This window comes from Streptomyces sp. KPB2 (genome assembly GCF_003950055.1).
GTDB classification, from domain to species: Bacteria; Actinomycetota; Actinomycetes; order Streptomycetales; family Streptomycetaceae; genus Streptomyces; species Streptomyces salinarius.
On the sequence record NZ_CP034353.1, the window covers coordinates 5947312 to 5965176 of the forward strand.

16 protein-coding genes are annotated in these 17865 nt (G+C 73.2%); 9 read left to right on the forward strand and 7 right to left on the reverse strand.

The genetic code is table 11. The features are described from left to right. Positions 1–55 precede the first annotated feature (55 nt). A complete protein-coding gene (locus tag D1J63_RS26750; protein WP_125632343.1) occupies positions 56–838 on the reverse strand; it encodes an adenosylcobinamide-GDP ribazoletransferase in 783 nt (260 codons plus the stop codon). A gap of 71 nt (positions 839–909) precedes the next feature. Here D1J63_RS26750 and D1J63_RS26755 point away from each other — a divergent pair, with 71 nt between their 5' ends. Continuing rightward, on the forward strand, positions 910–1650 hold the full coding sequence (locus tag D1J63_RS26755; RefSeq protein ID WP_125632345.1) for a hypothetical protein: 741 nt from the start codon (positions 910–912) through the stop codon (positions 1648–1650). A gap of 790 nt (positions 1651–2440) precedes the next feature. Here the strand turns inward: D1J63_RS26755 and cobT are convergent. Next, positions 2441–3514: a nicotinate-nucleotide--dimethylbenzimidazole phosphoribosyltransferase gene (gene cobT, locus D1J63_RS26765; RefSeq protein ID WP_125632347.1), complete on the reverse strand. Its 1074-nt coding sequence runs from the start codon at positions 3512–3514 to the stop codon at positions 2441–2443. 173 nt (positions 3515–3687) lie between these two features. Between cobT and D1J63_RS26770 the strand changes: the two genes are divergently transcribed. After that, entirely contained in the window at positions 3688–4413 is a 726-nt protein-coding gene (locus D1J63_RS26770) for a class I SAM-dependent methyltransferase (RefSeq protein WP_164712987.1), read from the forward strand. Here D1J63_RS26770 and D1J63_RS26775 read toward each other — a convergent pair. Further along, positions 4402–5601 (reverse strand): bifunctional adenosylcobinamide kinase/adenosylcobinamide-phosphate guanylyltransferase, encoded by a 1200-nt coding sequence (locus tag D1J63_RS26775; protein WP_125632349.1) that lies wholly within the window; start codon positions 5599–5601, stop codon positions 4402–4404. The genes D1J63_RS26770 and D1J63_RS26775 overlap by 12 nt on opposite strands. 161 nt (positions 5602–5762) lie before the next feature. Here D1J63_RS26775 and D1J63_RS26780 point away from each other — a divergent pair, with 161 nt between their 5' ends. Continuing rightward, the gene (locus D1J63_RS26780; protein ID WP_125632351.1) at positions 5763–5999 is read left to right on the forward strand and encodes a hypothetical protein; all 237 of its coding nucleotides are present in this window, start codon (positions 5763–5765) and stop codon (positions 5997–5999) included. A 52-nt stretch (positions 6000–6051) separates the two neighbouring features. Here the strand turns inward: D1J63_RS26780 and D1J63_RS26785 are convergent, their stop codons facing one another. From D1J63_RS26785 to D1J63_RS26795, 3 genes are all read right to left on the reverse strand, one after another. After that, positions 6052–7140, reverse strand: a complete 1089-nt coding sequence (locus tag D1J63_RS26785; RefSeq protein WP_125632353.1) for a trypsin-like peptidase domain-containing protein — start codon at positions 7138–7140, stop codon at positions 6052–6054. 66 nt (positions 7141–7206) lie between these two features. Then, on the reverse strand, positions 7207–7908 hold the full coding sequence (locus tag D1J63_RS26790) for a methyltransferase domain-containing protein (RefSeq protein ID WP_125635836.1): 702 nt from the start codon (positions 7906–7908) through the stop codon (positions 7207–7209). A gap of 83 nt (positions 7909–7991) precedes the next feature. Next, on the reverse strand, positions 7992–8630 hold the full coding sequence (locus tag D1J63_RS26795; RefSeq protein ID WP_164713235.1) for a DUF3043 domain-containing protein: 639 nt from the start codon (positions 8628–8630) through the stop codon (positions 7992–7994). Positions 8631–8914: 284 nt separating this feature from the next. Between D1J63_RS26795 and D1J63_RS26800 the strand changes: the two genes are divergently transcribed. From D1J63_RS26800 to D1J63_RS26825, 6 genes are all read left to right on the forward strand, one after another. After that, on the forward strand, positions 8915–9712 hold the full coding sequence (locus tag D1J63_RS26800) for a PspA/IM30 family protein (RefSeq protein WP_258009197.1): 798 nt from the start codon (positions 8915–8917) through the stop codon (positions 9710–9712). Between the two features lie 21 nt (positions 9713–9733). Continuing rightward, the gene (locus D1J63_RS26805) at positions 9734–10018 is read left to right on the forward strand and encodes a hypothetical protein (protein WP_007448724.1); all 285 of its coding nucleotides are present in this window, start codon (positions 9734–9736) and stop codon (positions 10016–10018) included. A gap of 436 nt (positions 10019–10454) precedes the next feature. Then, positions 10455–11696 carry a sensor histidine kinase gene (locus tag D1J63_RS26810; protein ID WP_125632357.1) on the forward strand — a complete coding sequence of 414 codons (1242 nt, stop codon included), beginning with the start codon at positions 10455–10457 and terminating at the stop codon, positions 11694–11696. After that, entirely contained in the window at positions 11693–12376 is a 684-nt protein-coding gene (locus D1J63_RS26815; protein ID WP_125632359.1) for a response regulator transcription factor, read from the forward strand. Before D1J63_RS26810 ends, D1J63_RS26815 begins: the two co-directional genes overlap by 4 nt. Before the next feature lie 180 nt (positions 12377–12556). Further along, the gene (locus D1J63_RS26820; protein ID WP_125632361.1) at positions 12557–15682 is read left to right on the forward strand and encodes an efflux RND transporter permease subunit; all 3126 of its coding nucleotides are present in this window, start codon (positions 12557–12559) and stop codon (positions 15680–15682) included. Positions 15683–15952: 270 nt separating this feature from the next. Next, a complete protein-coding gene (locus D1J63_RS26825; protein WP_125632363.1) occupies positions 15953–16390 on the forward strand; it encodes a hypothetical protein in 438 nt (145 codons plus the stop codon). A 61-nt stretch (positions 16391–16451) separates the two neighbouring features. Here the strand turns inward: D1J63_RS26825 and nadA are convergent, their stop codons facing one another. After that, positions 16452–17636: a quinolinate synthase NadA gene (gene nadA, locus D1J63_RS26830; RefSeq protein ID WP_102931943.1), complete on the reverse strand. Its 1185-nt coding sequence runs from the start codon at positions 17634–17636 to the stop codon at positions 16452–16454. Positions 17637–17865: the final 229 nt, after the last annotated feature.

The following is a 17865-nucleotide window of genomic DNA, read 5'->3' on the forward strand; positions in this document are numbered from 1 at the left end:
TGCCGAGGTCTGCCGAGGTCTGCTCAGGCCTGCCCACGCCTGGGCCTCGCACCGGTCAGCCCAGGACCAGCACCACCAGCGCGGTCGTGGCCGCCGTCTCCGCCACCCCGCCGAAGACGTCGCCCGTGACGCCGCCGAAGCGGCGGACGCAGTGCCGCAGCAGCAGTTCGGCGAGGGCGATCGCGCACACGACGGCGAGCGCGGTGCGCAGGGCGTCGTACGGGCTCAGGGACGCGCCCGCCGCCGCGGCGGCCAGGGTGACGGCCGCCGCCGCGGTCAGCGCCCGGCCGGTCGGGACGACTCCGGCGACCGCCGCGCCCAGTCCCTCCGGGCGGGCGGCGGGCACCCCGGCCCGGGCCGCCGTCGTGAGCGCCAGCCGGGCGGCGGTCGCCGACACCACGGCGGCGAGCGCGCCCCGGGCCCACGAGCCGTCGTAGGCCTGGGCGAGGGCGGCCACCTGGGCGAGGAGCGTGAACAGGAGGGTGAGTACGCCGAACGGCCCGATGTCCGACTGCTTCATGATCCGCAGGGCGTCCTCGGCGGGTTTGCCGCTGCCCAGACCGTCGGCGGTGTCGGCCAGCCCGTCCAGATGCAGTCCGCGGGTGAGTACGGCGGGGACGGCGGCCGTGGCGACCGCGGCGAGCAGGGTGCCGGCGCCCAGCGCGAGCAGCAGCAGCCCGGCGGCCGCGGCGAGGACGCCCACGGTCAGCCCGGCCAGCGGGGCGCACAGCATGCCGCCGCGCGCGGCGTCGCGGTCCCAGCGGGTCACCTTGACGGGGAGCACGGTGAGAGTGCCGAAGGCGAACCGGAGGCCGTCGGCGGAGGGGGTCTGGAGCACCGGCGCAGACTACCCGGCGGTCGGCGGGGCGTTGCCGGGCCCCGGTGGACGTATCGCCGTAACGTGCGCACATGGGAGATTGGTGGCAGCGCAACATCATGGAACCGGGCAAGCTGCCGCTGCTCCTCGCGCTGACAGCGTTCGTGCTGACGTTCGCGGTCACGCGGGTCATCACCCGTCTGATCCGGGCGGGCAAGGGGCCCTTCGGCAACGTCAAGGCGGGCGGGGTGCACGTCCACCACGTGGTCCCCGGGATCGTCCTCACCGTCGTCGGCGGCTTCGCCGCGGTCGCGGGAGGGCGGCACGGGTTCGGGTCCGCGGTCGCGGCGGTGGTCTTCGGCATGGGCGCGGGGCTCGTCCTGGACGAGTTCGCGCTGATCCTGCACCTCGACGACGTGTACTGGAGCGAGGCGGGGCGCAAGAGCGTGGAGGTCGTGGTGCTCACCGCGGCCCTGGTCGGGCTGGTCCTGGCGGGCTTCACGCCCTTCGGCGTCGACGGCGTGAGCCAGGACGAGTTGCAGGACCGCGCGAACGTCATCGCGACGGTCGCCGGGAACTTCCTCTTCTCCCTCCTCGCCCTGGCCAAGGGCAAGGCGCGACTCGCGATCTTCGGGGTCATCGTGCCCGTGATCGCGCTGGTCGGCGCGGTCCGCCTGGCCCGTCCCGGGTCTCCGTGGGCCCGCCGCTTCTACGCCCGCCGCCCGCGCGCCCGCGCGAAGGCCCGCCTCCGCGCCTACCGCCACGACCGCCGCTGGTCCGGCCCCCGCCGCGCGGTCCAGGACTGGATCGGCGGCCGCCCGGACCCACGATGACGACGCGGGTGCCTCCGGCGGTGGGTGGCGCGGGATGCCTGCGGCGCCGGTGCGGGTGCCTCCGGCGGTGGCGCGGGGTGCCTGCGGCGCCGGTGCGGGTTCGGTGGGGGTGCGCGTAGCGCCTCGGGTCCGGTGGGTGGGTCGGGGGCGTGCCGGGGGGTGTCCGTCCTCGGAACGGCGCGGAATCGGTCGGCCACAGAAGTGAACCCTGTTGACGCGCCAACCGCTGCGGGCGGACACCCCCCGCCCCGCCCCCTCCTCGCCGTACGCGCCTGCGGGCCGCCCCACGCCACTGCCCCATACGCGCCGTACGCGGCTCCCCGCCCTCTAGCTGCGGGGCAGTCCGCTACGCCGTCGCCGCCATCACTGCACGCAGTCGCCACGCCGCCCCAGCTGTGGGCACCCGCCACGCCGCCCCAGCTGTGGGCACCCGCCACGCCGCCCCAGCTGCGGGCACCCGCCACGCCGCCCCAGCTGCGGGCAGTCGTGCCGCTGGGGCGGCACGGGTGGGCGCAGCGGCACCCGGCCAGCGCCGGCCCGCGTCCCCCACCCCGCGCCCGCACCCGCGCCGGGCACCCCGCAACGCCGGGCCGCGTGACCCACCCCGCGCCCACCCCCGCGCCGGGTGACCGGGCAACCCCGGGCCGGTGGGCCCACGCCGGGTGCCACGCCGACGCCGGGGCGCGGGACCCCGCCCGCAGCCGCCCCGGGTGACCGGGCAACTCCGGGCCGGTGGGCCCACCCGCGCCCGCGCCGGGTGACTAAGGAACCCCGGCGAACGACGCCGTGTTCACTCGCCGGCGTTCACGGCCTCGCCGTCGGAGACCTCCGGCAGTTCCGCCGCCAGGGACGCCGCCGCCTGCACCAGGGGCAGCGCCAGCAGTCCGCCCACCCCCTCGCCCACCTTCACGCCCTGGGACAGCAGCGGCTCCATGGCCATCCGGTCCAGCGCCTTCGCCTGCCCCGGCTCTCCGCTGTCGTGCGCGGCCAGCCACCAGTCCGGCGCCCGGAAGGCGACCCGCTGCCCGACCAGCGCGCACGCCGCCGTCACGACGCCGTCAAGGATCACCGGCATCTTCCGCACCGCGCTCTGCAGCAGGAAGCCCGTCATGGCCGTGAGGTCCGCGCCGCCGACCGTGGCGAGCAGTTGCAACTGGTCGCCGAGGACGGGGCGCGCGCGGCGCAGCGCGTCACGGATCGCCGCGCACTTGCGCATCCAGGTCAGGTCGTCGATCGGCAGCCCGCCCCGGCCGGTGACGACCGACGCGTCCGTCCCGCACAGCGCCGCCACCAGGACGCCCGCCGCCGTCGTACCGCCCACGCTGACGTCGCCGAGCACCACCAGGTCCGTGCCCGAGTCGGCCTCCTCGTCGGCCACCGCCATCCCGGCCCGGAAGGCGGCCTCCGCCTCGTCCGGGGTCAGCGCGTCCTCGATGTCGATGCGTCCGCCGCCGCGCCGCACCCGGTGTCCGGCCACCTCGGCCGGCAGCGTCTCGGGGTCGCAGTCCAGGGCCATGTCGACGACGCGCACGGGGACGTCCAGACGCCGGGCGAGCACCGACACCGGCCGGCCCCCCTCCAGCACCTCGCGCACCAGTTCGCCGGCACCGCCCGCGGGCCGCGCCGAGACGTCCAGCTCGGCGATCTTGTGGTCACCGGCGAAGAGCACCACCCGGGGCCGCACGACGGGCCGTACCGGTACGGCGGACTGCGCGGCCGCCAGCCACTCGCCCAGGTCGTCCAGGCGGCCCAGGGAGCCGGGCGGGACGGCCTGACGTTCCCGGCGCGCCTCCGCGTCGCGGCGGACCCCGCCGTCCGGGCGCTCGATCAGGTCGGTGAAGTCGTCGAGATTCAGCGAGCTCATTCGCCGAACAGTACCGGCCCCGGTCGAACGCGGTGGAAGGCCCGTGGGCGGCAGACCCGGGCTGCGTCGTTGCGCCCCGGAGCGCGATCACCTACGTAACGTTTTGCCTGGATTGTCATAGGTCCCTCGCGTACGTCCCCTCGTACGCCCTCGTCTCGTGTCGGGAGCCGCCCGTGTCCGGACCCTCCGCCCCCTCGGTGCCTCCCGTCCCCTCGTACGGGCCGTACCGCCGGGACTGCCCCTGGTGCGGTTCGCGGCGGCTGCGGGCCCGGCTGCGCGGAGACGGGCCGCGGCAGGGCGCACCCCACCGGTCGCCGGTCGAGCGGTGTGCGGACTGCCGGCACGTCTTCCGGAACCCGCCGCTCCCGCCCGCCGCCGAACACCCCGTGGTCCGCGCCGGCGTGCGGGTGCGGCACGGTCTGGCCGCGCGTGCGATGTTCCGCCACTGCCCCGAGCCCGAGAGCTGGCTGGACGTCGGTACCGGGGACGCCGACTTCCCGCTGACCGCCCGCGCGCACTTCCCCTACACCTCGTTCGACGGCCTCGACCCCACCCATCGGGTGCTGCGGGCCCGCGCGGTGGAGCGGGTGGAGGAGGCGTTCGTCGGGCGGCTGACCGATCATCACATCGCGGTCCGGCTGCGGGAGCGCTACGACGTCGTCAGCCTCTTCCAGTACCTGGAGCGGGTCGCGGACCCGCGCGCCGAACTGCGGGGCGCGCTGCGGGTGCTGCGGCCCGGCGGGCATCTGCTCGTCGACGTGGCCGACCCGCGCCGGCTGTTCCCGGTCCACGCCGTCGGGCTGAACGCCGAACTCGTGGCCCAGGGCTGCACCGTCCTCACCGGCGCCCGCGCCCACCGCGTCATCGCCCGCAAGGACGCCTCGGTCTCAGCCGCGTAGCACCAGCGCCTGGCCCGCCACCACGAGCAGCACCTGCTCGCACTCGGCGGCGAACGCCGCGTTCAGGCGGCCGAGTTCGTCGCGGTAGCGGCGGCCGGAGGCGGTGGCCGGGACGATGCCCGAGCCGACCTCGTTCGACACCGCCACCAGCGTGCGCCGGGTGGTGCGGACCGCCTCCGTCAGCTCCCGGACCCGGTCCCGGAGCGCCCGTTCGCCGCCGTCGGCCCACTCCGCGTCGTCCCACGCGCCGACCGCGTCCATCGCGTCCGTCAGCCACAGGGACAGGCAGTCGACGAGGAGGGGCGGGCCCTCGTCCTTCAGGAGGGGGACCAGGTCGCACGTCTCGGCGGTCTGCCACGAAACGGGGCGGCGTTCCCGGTGCGCGCCGACCCGGGCCGCCCATTCGGCGTCGCCGGCCCGGGAGCCGCCGGTGGCCACGTAGAGGACGTCGGGGAAGGACTCCAGGCGGCGTTCCGCCTCCACCGACTTGCCCGACCGGGCGCCGCCCAGCACGAGGGTGCGCCGCGGTACGTCGGGCACGTCCTCGTACGAGCCCACCGCCAGCGTCGTGCCGTCCGGCACCGCCCGCGCGCCGGCCGCCGCGAGCCGCCGTCCCAGCTCCCGGCCCGGCGGCACGTCGTGGTCCAGGTGGACGGCGACGACGTCCGTCGTCGGGCCCACCGCGCCCACCGCCCGCAGCCTCGCCAGCGCGTCCGGCCGTCCCACGACGTCCGCGAGGACGAGGTCGTACGGCTCCGCCGGCGCCTCCAGACCCGCAGGCGCCCCGCCCGGCGGCACGTACAGGAGCCGCCCGCCGTCCGGTCCCGTCACCGCGTACCCGGTGCCCGGCGCGTCCAGCGCCACCGCCCGCACCCGGTGCCCGGTCAGCAGCGCCAGCTCCCGCCCGTCCGGCACCCGGCCCGGCTGCGGCAGCCCGGCCGGCACCTCCACGGCGGGACCGTCGTGCGGGTGGGAGAGCAGCACCTGCCGTACGCCGGCCAGGGAGCGCCCGGCCCGGGCCGCGGCGAACGCGGCGCCCGGCGTCAGGTCGAGCAGCAGCGCACCGTCCACCAGCAGCGCGGTCGCCGCGCGCGCGTCCTCGCCCTGCGCCGCGGCACAGGCCGCGCAGGGACAGTCGGGGCGGGGCAGTCCCGCGGGGGCACCGGTGCCGAGCAGAGTCACGTCCACGCACCGATTTTCCCCGGTCGCCCGGCGACGTGCGCGCCCGAGTCCCCCGAGGGGCGTGCGACGCCTTCTACGGCGCACCCGCGTCAGCGCATAGGCTGCGGGCGGGGGCCGGACCATGATCCGGCTTCCGCACTGCATGTGCTCACATCTGGGAGGCGTACATGGCGGCATGGACGTGGCGGTTCGAGACGGCCGGCGGGACTGAGGTCCAGCCCGCGGTGCAGCCGGAGGAGTTCACCACGCAAGGGGACGCCGAGTCCTGGATCGGCGAGCACTGGAAGGACCTCCAGGAGGGCGGCACCGACCAGGTGCGGCTCTTCGAGGACTCCACGGAGATCTACGGCCCGATGAGCCTGCACGCCGAGGAGGCCGAGGCCGAGGCCGGGTCCGAGGCCTGAGGGGCCGAGGGCCGGGTTCGCGGCTCGTGGGCGGGCGGAGGCGGGCTCCCCGTCACTGCTCGCCCAGCGTCACCTCGGCGGTGCGCTCGTCGCCGTCCCGGGTGTACGTCACCTTCGTCCGGTCGCCCGGCCGCATCGACGCCAGCGCCTCGGACAGCGAGGTGATGGTGGTGATGTCCGTGTCCCCGAGCCTCACGATGACGTCCCCGGGCCGCAGCCCCGCCTTGTCGGCGGCCCCGCCGTCGCTCACCTCGACGACGGCCACACCGGCCGGCCGGTAGCTGTCGTCGACGACCGTCCGGGCGGTGATGCCCAGCGCGGCCCGGCCCGAGTCGGTGACCTTGCCGTCCTTGACGATCTGATCGGCCACCGTCGTCACCATCGACGCCGGGATCGCGAACCCGATGCCGGGCGCCGCGCTGTCGCCGAGACCCGGGTCGGTCGCCGCCAGCGTCGGGATGCCGATCACCTGCCCGTCCAGGTTCACCAGGGCGCCCCCGCTGTTGCCGGGGTTGATGGCCGCCGACGTCTGCACCATGTTGGCGATGGTCGCGCCCGTGCCGCCCCCGCTGCCGCCCTCCGTGACGGTCCGGCCGATCGCCGACACGATGCCCTGCGTCACGCTGGAGGACAGGCCGAGCGGCGAACCCATCGCCAGCACGATCTGCCCGACCTCGACCTTCGCGGAGTCCGCGAACCGGGCCGCCTTCATGCCGTCGGGCACCTTGTCCAGCTTGATCACGGCCAGGTCCTGCTCCGGGTAGGAGGAGACGAGCTTCGCTCCCAGGGCGCCCTCGTTGCGGGCCGTGGTCACCCGGAAGGACTTGCTGTTCCCGACGACGTGCGCGTTGGTGACGACGTGCCCCTTGTCGTCGTACACGATCCCGGAGCCCAGCGAGTCGCCCGCCTGGATCTGCACCACCGACGGCAGGACGTCCTTGATCACCCGCTCGTAGTCGGCCTGCAGATCGTTGGCCGCGCTCTGCGCCGCGGCCTGCGCCGTGTCGCCCTCCCGGGCGCTCTCCGAGTCCCGTCCGGTCCCCGAACCGGCGTCGGAACAGCCGCCCAGCAGCAGCACGGAGCAGGCCAGGACGGCGATCGGAGCGAGCAGCCGGGACGGGCGGGCGCGGGAAGTGTCCATGGCTCGAGTCTCGCCGCGCCCCGGACACCCGGCCCCCGGTGAACACCCGAACGGGCGAAGCCCCGGCTAGCCGCGCACCCCGCACAGGTGGAGCAGCGCCGCGACCGAGCGGTACGGGTCGGTCCGGCCGGCCCGCTCCTCGGCGGCCAGCAGGGCATCGAGGCCGTCGGGCGGCACGGCCGCGTCGGGTGCCGTGTCCGTGAAGACCCGTACGCCGTACCAGGTGTGCAGCGGCGCGCCGATGCCCGCGAGCTTCGCCGTCAGCGTCGCCAGCCGGTCCGCGCGGACGTCGAGGCCCAGGCGGTTGCGGTAGTTGACGGTGTCGAAGGCGGCCAGCGCGCCCGCCCAGTCGCCGTGCAGGCCGGGGCGCAGCGCGAGCGCGTCGCCGTTGCGCACCACCAGCGACAGCAGGCCGCCGGGTGCCAGCATCCGGGCCAGTCCCGCGAGCAGCGGATCGGGCTCCTCGACGTACATGAGCACGCCGTGGCACAGCACCACGTCGAAGCTGCCCGGCAGGAAGTGCACGCCGGTGTCCCGGCCGTCGCCCTCCACGATCCGCATCCGCTCCCGGATGCCCTCCGGCTGCCCGGCCAGCGCCTCCCGGGCGGCCGCGATCATCGTCGCGTCCCGCTCCACGCCGGTCACCTGGTGCCCGGCCCGGGCCAGCCGCAGCGCCTGGGTGCCCTGGCCCATCCCGACGTCGAGCACGCGCAGCCGCCTGCCCACGGCGAAGCGCCCGGCTATCTGCTCGTCCAGCTGACGGGCCACCATCTCCTGCCGGACGACATTGCGAAGCCCGGACAACCCGGCCGTCCAGGCCTCGGCCGCGTCCCCGGTGAACGGCGTCGTGCTCAGGGCCGCTCCCCGCGCTTGACCTGCGGCTTGGGCAGCCGGAGCCGGCGCATCTGGAGGGAACGCATCAGGGCGTAGGCGACCGCGCCGCGCCTGCGCTCGTCCGGGAAGCGCTCGGCGAGCCGCTTCTTCAGCCGGAAGCCGGTGACGATCGAGTCCAGCACGATCAGCACGATCACGATCAGCCACAGCAGCAGCGCGATGTTCTGCAGCGAGGCCACCCGGATCATGCTCAGCACGAGGATGATCACGGCCATCGGCAGGAAGTACTCCGCGATGTTGAACCGCGAGTCGATGAAGTCGCGCGCGAACCTGCGGACCGGGCCCTTGTCACGGGCCGGCAGGTACCGCTCGTCGCCCTTGGCCAGCGCCTCGCGCTGCCGCGCCATCGCGGTCCGCCGCTCCTCGCGCTGCCGCTTGGCGGCGTCCTTGCGCGTCATCGGCGTATTGGCGACGCTGCGGCGCTGGGACTGGGCCGCACTGCGCTTGGGCGTGGGCCTTCCCTTGGGGGCCTGCGGGTCACGGGGCTGCTTGGAGTCGGTCACCGGCGCACTGACGGCGCTCTGGGCCTTCTCATCCTTGGCACGGCTACGGAACACAAAACCCAAGGGTACGGGGTGCCGGGGTGTGGACCCCAGCCCGGTGGGGAACGATCCGGCAACGCCGGACGTCTGTAAGTGGACAGAGCGGAAGTACGGAGCGGATGGTGCGTACGCGCCCGGCCACCTGGACTTTCCGGACAACCCCGGGAAGCACCTACTCCCTGCGCCGGACGGGGAACGTACGCAGTCGTCCTTGGGGATGAGCGCATCCGTCCCCGAACAGTGCGGTAATGGATGCAGGGCCCGTACTGTGGGTTCTGTTGCAGTCGCTGGAGCTGGAGTCGGTCAGAAGGGGGCGCGCGAAGCCCATGAGCGGTGTCATGAAGCGTATGGGGATGATCTTCCGCGCGAAGGCCAACAAGGCCCTTGACCGGGCCGAGGACCCGCGCGAGACCCTCGATTACTCGTACCAGAAACAGCTGGAGCTGCTGCAGAAGGTGCGCCGCGGCGTCGCCGACGTGGCCACCAGCCGCAAGCGCCTGGAGCTGCAGCTCAACCAGCTCCAGTCCCAGTCGGGCAAGCTGGAGGACCAGGGCCGCAAGGCGCTCGCGCTGGGCCGCGAGGACCTGGCCCGCGAGGCGCTCTCCCGTCGCGCCGCGCTCCAGCAGCAGGTCACCGACCTGGAGACGCAGCACGCCACGTTGCAGGGCGAGGAGGAGAAGCTCACCCTCGCGGCCCAGCGTCTCCAGGCCAAGGTGGACGCCTTCCGGACGAAGAAGGAGACCATCAAGGCCACCTACACGGCGGCCCAGGCGCAGACCCGCATCGGCGAGGCGTTCTCCGGCATCTCCGAGGAGATGGGCGACGTCGGCCTGGCCATCCAGCGGGCCGAGGACAAGACCGCCCAGCTCCAGGCCCGGGCCGGCGCCATCGACGAGCTGCTCGCCTCCGGCGCCCTCGACGACCAGTCCGGCATGCACAAGGACGACATCCAGGCCGAGCTGGACCGGCTCTCCGGTGGTACGGATGTAGAGCTGGAACTGCAGCGCATGAAGGCCGAGCTGGCCGGGGGCTCCACCGCCGACCGCCAGGCCATCGAGGGCGGCCAGGGTCAGGGCCAGGCCCCGTCGCAGTCCCAGCAGCAGCCGCAGGACACCCCGCGCTTCGACAAGCAGTAGCCCACGCCTAGGAGGGCCGACATGATCGTACGGATCATGGGGGAGGGACAGCTGAAGCTGGCCGACGGCCGGCTCACCCAGCTGAACGAGCTGGACGACGAACTCCTCGCCGAGATGGAGAACGGCGACGGCCCCGGCTTCCGCGCGACCCTCCAGGCCCTCCTGGCCAAGGTCCGCGAACTGGGCGACCCGCTCCCCGACGACGCCCTCGAGCCCTCCGACCTCATCCTCCCGTCCCCGGACGCCACCTTGGAGGAGGTCCGGGAGCTCCTGAGCGACGACGGGCTCATCCCGGGCGGGACCTGACGAACGACGCCGGTGGCGCGTGCCGCGGCTCATACGGCGCCTTGTTGACGCGCGTCTCGGTTCATCCGGCCCGTCCGGTGCCTTCGCGAGGCCGGTGGGTTCATCCGGCCCGTCCGGTGCCTTCGCGAGGCCGGTGGGTTCATCCGGCCCGTCCGGTGCCTTTGCGAGGCCGGTGGGTTCATCCGGCCCGTCCGGTGCCTTTGCGAGGCCGGTGGGTTCATCCAGCTCGTCCGGTGCCTTTGCGACGCTGGCCGGTGCATCCAGCCCGTCCCCGGTGCCTTTGCGACGCCGGTCGGTATATCCAGCCCGTCCGGCGTTTGAGGACGAGGCCCGTCCAGGGCCGAAGCGGGGGCCTGGGGGCGCAGCCCCCAGCAGGACGCCCACTGCATGCGGGCCCCCTCATAAGACACCCCCACTCCAGCTACCGTAAAAAACCGTGAGCACCCTCGCCCGCGCCCGCTGCACCATCGGCGCCCACCCCTCCGCCCTGGACGCCGCCATCGCCGCGGCCGTCCTGGTCTGCATGGTCGCCGGCTCCTTCGTGGACCCGCACGGCCCGGAGAGCGTCAGCTGGGGCCTGCGCACCCCCGACGCGCTCAGTCTCGCCCTCATGACCGTCGGCGCCGCCGCGCTCGCCTTCCGCCGCCGGGCGCCGATGGCGGTGCTCGCCGTCACCGGCTGCGTCTCCGTCGTCGAGAGCGTCACCGGCGAGCCGCGCGCCCCCGTCGTCATGTCCGCCGTGGTCGCCCTCTACACCGTCGCCGCCTCCACCGACCGGCCCACCACCTGGCGGGTCGGCCTGCTCACCATGACGGTGCTCACCGGCGCCGCCATGCTGGCCGGTCCGCTGCCCTGGTACGCGCAGGAGAACCTCGCCGTCTTCGCCTGGACCGGCATCGGTGCCACCGCCGGGGACGCCGTGCGCAGCCGCCGTGCCTTCGTGCAGGCCATCCGGGACCGGGCGGAGAAGGCCGAGCGCACCCGCGAGGAGGAGGCGCGTCGCCGCGTCGCCGAGGAACGGCTGCGCATCGCCCGCGACCTCCACGACGTCGTCGCCCACCACATCGCCCTGGTCAACGTGCAGGCCGGGGTCGCCTCGCACGTCATGGACAAGCGGCCCGACCAGGCCAAGGAGGCGCTCGCCCACGTACGGGAGGCCAGCCGCTCCGCGCTGGACGAGCTGCGGGCCACCGTCGGCCTGCTCCGCCAGTCCGGCGACCCGGAGGCACCGACCGAGCCCGCCCCGGGCCTGGCCCGCCTCGACGAACTCGTCGGCACCTTCCACCACGCCGGGCTGCGGGTCGAGGTGGCCCGCACCGACCAGGGCACCGAGCTGCCCGCCGCCGTCGACCTGGCCGCGTACCGGATCATCCAGGAGGCGCTGACCAACGTGCAGAAGCACGCGGGCCGGCAGGCGAAGGCCGAGGTCAGCGTCGTACGGGTGGGGCCGAACATCGAGGTGACCGTGCTCGACGACGGGACGGGCGACGGTGAGGCCCCGGACGCTCCCGTGGAGGGCGGCGGGCACGGGCTGCTCGGCATGCGCGAGCGCGTCACCGCCGTGCGTGGCACCCTCACCACCGGCCCCCGCTACGGAGGGGGTTTCCGCGTGCATGCGATCCTTCCGGTCAAGAGCCGCACCGACGCCGCCACCCAAGCCACGGGGGACCCCGTATGACGATCCGTGTCCTGCTCGCCGACGACCAGGCGCTGCTGCGCAGCGCCTTCCGGGTGCTGGTCGACTCCGAGCCCGACATGGAGGTGGTGGGGGAGGCGTCCGACGGCGCGGAGGCGGCCCGGCTGGCCGCCGAACGGCGGGCCGACGTGGTGCTGATGGACATCCGGATGCCGGGCACCGACGGACTCGCCGCCACCCGCATGATCAGCGCCGACCCGGCCCTCGCCCACGTCCGCGTGGTCATACTGACCACCTTCGAGGTCGACGACTACGTGGTGCAGTCGCTGCGGGCCGGCGCCTCCGGCTTCCTCGGCAAGGGCTCGGAGCCCGACGAGCTGCTCAGCGCGATCCGCGTCGCGGCCGGCGGCGAGGCGCTGCTGTCGCCGACCGCCACCAAGGGACTGATCGCCCGCTTCCTCGCCCAGCAGGGCATGGACGACGAGGACCGCGACCCGGCCCGCGCCGAGCGCCTCGAATCGCTGACCGTGCGGGAGCGCGAGGTGCTGGTCCAGGTGGCCGGCGGGCACTCCAACGACGAGATCGCCGAGCGCCTCGAGGTCAGCCCGCTCACCGTGAAGACCCACGTGAACCGCGCCATGGCCAAGCTCGGCGCCCGCGACCGGGCCCAGCTGGTCGTCATCGCGTACGAATCCGGGCTGGTACGTCCAAGGGTGGAGTGAGGGCCGCCCGCGCGTACTGCGGAGGGAGTAGGCGCGGGATAAGGAAATGGACCTGGGGCCTAGGGATGCGGGGCCCCGCATGGCTCAGGGTGTTGGGGTGGGCGCTCACGTGTGTCGCCCGCGCCCGGCGCTGCCATGTGCCCCGTCCCCCGCTCGGCCACAGAAGAGAGACCCTGATCCATGTCCTGGCTGTCGAGATTCAGCCTCGCGCAACGGGCCCTGATAGGGCTGATGTCGATCGTCGCGCTCGTCTTCGGGGCGATCGCGATTCCGCAGCTCAAGCAGCAGCTGCTGCCCACCATCGAACTGCCCATGGTGTCGGTGCTGGCCCCGTACCAGGGTGCCTCGCCGGACGTGGTCGAGAAGCAGGTCGTCGAGCCCATCGAGGACAGCCTCGAGGCCGTCGACGGGATCTCGGGCGTCACCTCCACGGCCAGTGAGGGCAACGCCGTCATCATGGCGTCCTTCGACTACGGCCCGAACACCCAGCAGCTCGTCGCCGACGTCCAGCAGGCCGTGAACCGGGCCCGCGCCCAGCTCCCGGACGACGTGGACCCGCAGGTCATCTCCGGCTCGACCGACGACATCCCGACCGTCGTCCTCGCCGTCACCTCGGACAAGGACCAGCAGGCGCTGGCCGACCAGCTCGACAAGACGGTCGTCTCCGAGCTGAAGGACATCGACGGCGTCGCCCAGGTCGTGGTGGACGGCGTCCGCGACGTCCAGGTCACGGTCACGCCGGACCCGGCGAAGCTGGCCGCGGCCAAGGTGGGCCCGCAGGCGCTCGCCCAGTCCCTCCAGGCGGGCGGCGCGACCGTCCCGGCCGGTTCCTTCGACGAGGCGGGTGCCAACCGCACCGTCCAGGTCGGCGGCGGCTTCACCTCGGTCGAGCAGATCCAGAACCTCATGATCACCGGTGAGGGCGTCGACAAGCCGGTCCGCCTCGGCGACGTCGCCACCGTCAAGGAGGAGGAGGCCAAGGCCGACTCCCTCACCCGCACCAACGGCAAGCCGTCCCTCGCGGTCGCCGTGACGATGGACCACGACGGCAGCGCGGTCTCCATCTCGAACGCCGTCGAGGACAAGCTCCCCGACCTGCGCGAGCAGCTCGGTTCCGGCGCGACCCTCACCGTCGTCAGCGACCAGGGCCCGGCGGTCTCCAAGGCCATCTCCGGCCTGACCACCGAGGGCGGGCTCGGCCTGCTCTTCGCCGTGCTGGTCATCCTGGTCTTCCTGGCGTCCATCCGCTCCACCCTGGTCACCGCGGTCTCCATCCCGCTGTCGGTGGTGCTGGCGCTGATCGTCCTGTGGACGCGCGACCTGTCGCTCAACATGCTGACGCTGGGTGCGCTGACCATCGCCATCGGCCGCGTCGTCGACGACTCGATCGTGGTCCTGGAGAACATCAAGCGGCACCTGGGCTACGGCGAGGAGCGCAAGGACGCCATCCTGGGCGCCGTCCGCGAGGTCGCCGGGGCGGTCACCTCGTCCACGCTCACCACGGTCGCCGTGTTCCTGCCGATCGGTCTGGTCGGCGGCATGGTCGGCGAGCTGTTCGGTTCCTTCAGCCTCACCGTCACCGCGGCGCTGCTCGCGTCCCTGCTGGTGTCGCTGACGGTCGTCCCGGTGCTGTCGTACTGGTTCCTGCGGCCCCCGAAGGGCACGCCCGAGGACGCGGCCGAGGCCCGCAGGCTGGCCGAGGAGAAGGAGGCCAAGAGCCGCCTGCAGCGCTTCTACGTCCCCGTCCTGCGCTTCGCCACCCGCCGCCGGCTGATCAGCGTGGCCATCGCGGTCGTCGTGCTGCTCGGCACCTTCGGCATGGCGCCGCTGCTGAAGACCAACTTCTTCGACCAGGGCGAGCAGGAGGTCCTCAGCGTCAAGCAGGAGCTGAAGCCCGGCACCAGCCTCGGCGCGACCGACGAGCAGGCCAAGAAGGTCGAGAAGCTGCTCGGCGAGACCGAGGGCGTCAAGGACTACCAGGTCACCATCGGCTCGTCCGGCTTCCTGGCCGCCTTCGGCGGCGGCACGGACAGCAACCAGGCCTCGTACCAGATCATGCTGGAGGACTCGGCGTCCTCCGAGGACGTCCAGGACCACATCGAGGACGGGCTGGCCGAGCTCGGCGACGGCATCGGCACCACCACGGTCGCCGCCGGCGACGGCTTCGGCAGCCAGGATCTGAGCGTCGTCGTCAAGGCGGCCGACGCGCAGGTCCTCCGTGAGGCCTCCGAGCAGGTCCGCAAGACCGTCGCCGGCCTCGACGACGTCACCGACGTCACCAGCGACCTGGCGCAGAGCGTGCCGCGCATCTCGGTCAAGGCCAACGCGAAGGCCGCCGAGGCCGGCTTCACCGACCAGAGCCTCGGCGCGGCCGTCGCCCAGGCGGTGCGCGGCACCCCGGCGGCCAAGGCGACGCTGGACGACACCGAGCGCGACGTCGTCATCAGGTCGGCCCGGCCGGCCACCACGATGGCCGAGCTGAAGGCCCTGAACCTGGGCGCGGTGAAGCTCGGTGACATCGCCACCGTGCGGCTGGTGGACGGCCCGGTCTCGATGACCCGCATCGACGGTCAGCGCGCGGCGACCATCACCGCCAAGCCGACTGGCGACAACACCGGCGCGGTCAGCGCGGACCTCCAGTCGAAGATCGACGGCCTGGACCTGCCGGCCGGCGCCACCGCCGAGATCGGCGGCGTCACGGCGGACCAGGACGAGGCCTTCGTCAACCTGGGCCTCGCCATGCTCGCGGCCATCGCCATCGTCTTCATGCTGCTGGTCGGCACCTTCCGGTCGCTGGCCCAGCCGCTGATCCTGCTGGTGTCCATCCCGTTCGCGGCGACCGGCGCGATCGGCCTGCTCATCGCCACGGGCACCCCGATGGGCGTCCCCGCGATGATCGGCATGCTGATGCTGATCGGCATCGTGGTCACCAACGCCATCGTGCTGATCGACCTGATCAACCAGTACCGCAAGCAGGGCTACGGCGTCGTCGAGGCCGTGATCGAGGGCGGCCGCCACCGCCTGCGCCCCATCCTCATGACGGCCTTGGCGACGATCTTCGCCCTCCTCCCGATGGCGCTGGGCGTCACCGGCGAGGGCGGCTTCATCGCCCAGCCGCTGGCAGTGGTCGTCATCGGCGGCCTGATCACCTCGACCCTGCTCACCCTCCTCCTGGTCCCGACCCTCTACGCGATGCTGGAACTCCGCAAGGAGCGCCGTGCGAAGAAGCGGGCCGCGAAGAAGGGCGGCGGCGACGTGCCGCCGCAGGCGGCAGCCTCGGACGAGCCGGAGCCGGCGCAGGTCTGAGCGACGCGGAGTGCCGTAGGGGTGCTCCCGCCGAGTCGCGGGAGCACCCGGCAACCGAACGGCCCGTCCCGGGAAGCACCCCGGGACGGGCCGTTCGCCGTTCGACACCGGGACGGACGCTTCACCGGGGAAAAGGTTGTAGCGGAAGTCGGGGGAAGCCGTATGGGATTACGCACATCGTGAAGCCGTGACGACTGCGGAACGGCATCCGCTTGGTGGTGGGGAGGGGGAGGGCCTCCGCCTCAGCATCGAGTGGAGGGGGTTGAACCCATGGCCGACGTGGGTGAACGCATGCCGAAAGCTCAGGAGATGCGGACGAGGGCGGCGATCTTCGTCCAGCGCGTCGGCAGGCGCGGCAGGCTTCCGCTCGACTACTCCGTGGCCAGTCTCCGGGTCGCCGACTTCCTTCTCGACGGACTGCGCAGGAGCGGTGCCGAAGAGGCGCGAGGCGGTGAGGTGCTGCTCGATCTGGGGGCGTACGTGGGCGAGGTGCTCGTCCGCCGTGCGGGCGCGACGTGGATCGACTTCGACGCGGACCAGCAGGCGTACTTCGGGCAGCCGGTGGGCGTGCGGATGCCGGACGGGCGGGTGTGGAACCCCCTGGGCAAGGTCCGCAACTGCTTCGCGGCTGGCAGTGCCCAGGAGTCGTTGCGCACCTTCTACTTGACGTTGCACGGCAGGGCGCGTGGTCGTCGGCCGGTCGCCTGACAGGGCGCCCCGCCCGGCACAGGTGTGGTGGCCGGGCGGGGCGCGCACGCGCGGGGGCCGGTTACGGCAGGGCCAGCATCCGTTCCAGGGCCAGCTTCGCGAAGGCCTCCGTTTCCTTGTCGACCTCGATCCGGTTGACCAGGGTGCCCTCGGCCAGCGACTCCAGCGCCCAGACCAGGTGCGGGAGGTCGATGCGGTTCATGGTCGAGCAGAAGCAGACCGTCTTGTCGAGGAAGACGATCTCCTTGTCCTCGGCGGCGAAACGGTTCGCCAGCCGGCGGACCAGGTTCAGCTCGGTGCCGATGGCCCACTTGGAACCGGCCGGGGCCGCCTCCAGGGCCTTGATGATGTACTCGGTCGAGCCGACGTAGTCCGCCGCCGCCACGACCTCGTGCTTGCACTCGGGGTGCACCAGGACGTTCACGCCCGGGATGCGCTCGCGCACGTCGTTGACCGAGTCGAGGCTGAAGCGGCCGTGCACCGAGCAGTGGCCCCGCCACAGGATCATCTTCGCGGCGCGCAGCTCCTGCGCCGTCAGCCCGCCGTTCGGCCGGTGCGGGTTGTAGACGACGCAGTCCTCCAGGGACATGCCCAGGTCCCGCACCGCGGTGTTGCGGCCCAGGTGCTGGTCGGGCAGGAAGAGGACCTTCTCCCCCTGCTCGAAGGCCCAGTTGAGGGCGCGCTCGGCGTTGGAGGAGGTGCAGATGGTGCCGCCGTGCTTGCCGGTGAACGCCTTGATGTCCGCCGACGAGTTCATGTACGACACGGGCACGACCTGCTCGGCGATCCCGGCCTCGGTCAGTACGTCCCAGCACTCGGCGACCTGCTCGGCGGTGGCCATGTCCGCCATGGAGCAGCCGGCCGCCAGGTCGGGCAGGACCACCTTCTGGTCGTCCGAGGTCAGGATGTCGGCCGACTCCGCCATGAAGTGCACACCGCAGAAGACGATGTACTCCGCCTCCGGACGCGCCGCCGCGTCCCGGGCCAGCTTGAAGGAGTCGCCCGTGACGTCGGCGAACTGGATGACCTCGTCGCGCTGGTAGTGGTGACCGAGCACGAAGACCTTGTCGCCGAGCTTCTCCTTGGCCGCACGGGCACGCGCGACCAGGTCCGGGTCGGAGGGCGAGGGCAGGTCGCCGGGGCACTCCACACCGCGCTCGCTCCTCGGGTCGGCCTCGCGGCCGAGCAGCAGCAGGGCGAGGGGCGTCGGCTGAACGTCGAGCTCCTGGGGTTGGGCGGTGGTCACGACACGCACCCTTTCTACTTTTCGGTCGACCCTTTTCGTCGAATTGACGTTATCTATCATAACCGGTTCACGTCACTTTGACGATGCCCATAGTGTCGGTGTGACGTGAATCCCGGCCTCCGAGCCACCGTCCCCGCGCCGTTCCCCGTCGCCGTCCCCGCGCCGTTCCCGGCCGCCGTCCACAGCCGCTGACCGTCGGCGGGGGCGTGTGCGAGCATGAAGGGGACGC

What these genes read in the sequence shown, in the direction of transcription:
- D1J63_RS26815 (WP_125632359.1), top strand. Translation starts at nt 11,693, where the DNA reads ATGACGATCCGTGTCCTGCTCGCCGACGACCAGGCGCTGCTGCGCAGC.
- D1J63_RS26825 (WP_125632363.1), top strand. Translation starts at nt 15,953, where the DNA reads ATGGCCGACGTGGGTGAACGCATGCCGAAAGCTCAGGAGATGCGGACG.
- D1J63_RS26820 (WP_125632361.1), top strand. Translation starts at nt 12,557, where the DNA reads ATGTCCTGGCTGTCGAGATTCAGCCTCGCGCAACGGGCCCTGATAGGG.
- D1J63_RS26785 (WP_125632353.1), bottom strand. Translation starts at nt 7,140, where the DNA reads ATGGACACTTCCCGCGCCCGCCCGTCCCGGCTGCTCGCTCCGATCGCC.
- D1J63_RS26800 (WP_258009197.1), top strand. Translation starts at nt 8,915, where the DNA reads ATGAAGCGTATGGGGATGATCTTCCGCGCGAAGGCCAACAAGGCCCTT.
- cobT (WP_125632347.1), bottom strand. Translation starts at nt 3,514, where the DNA reads ATGAGCTCGCTGAATCTCGACGACTTCACCGACCTGATCGAGCGCCCG.
- D1J63_RS26780 (WP_125632351.1), top strand. Translation starts at nt 5,763, where the DNA reads ATGGCGGCATGGACGTGGCGGTTCGAGACGGCCGGCGGGACTGAGGTC.
- D1J63_RS26755 (WP_125632345.1), top strand. Translation starts at nt 910, where the DNA reads ATGGGAGATTGGTGGCAGCGCAACATCATGGAACCGGGCAAGCTGCCG.
- D1J63_RS26805 (WP_007448724.1), top strand. Translation starts at nt 9,734, where the DNA reads ATGATCGTACGGATCATGGGGGAGGGACAGCTGAAGCTGGCCGACGGC.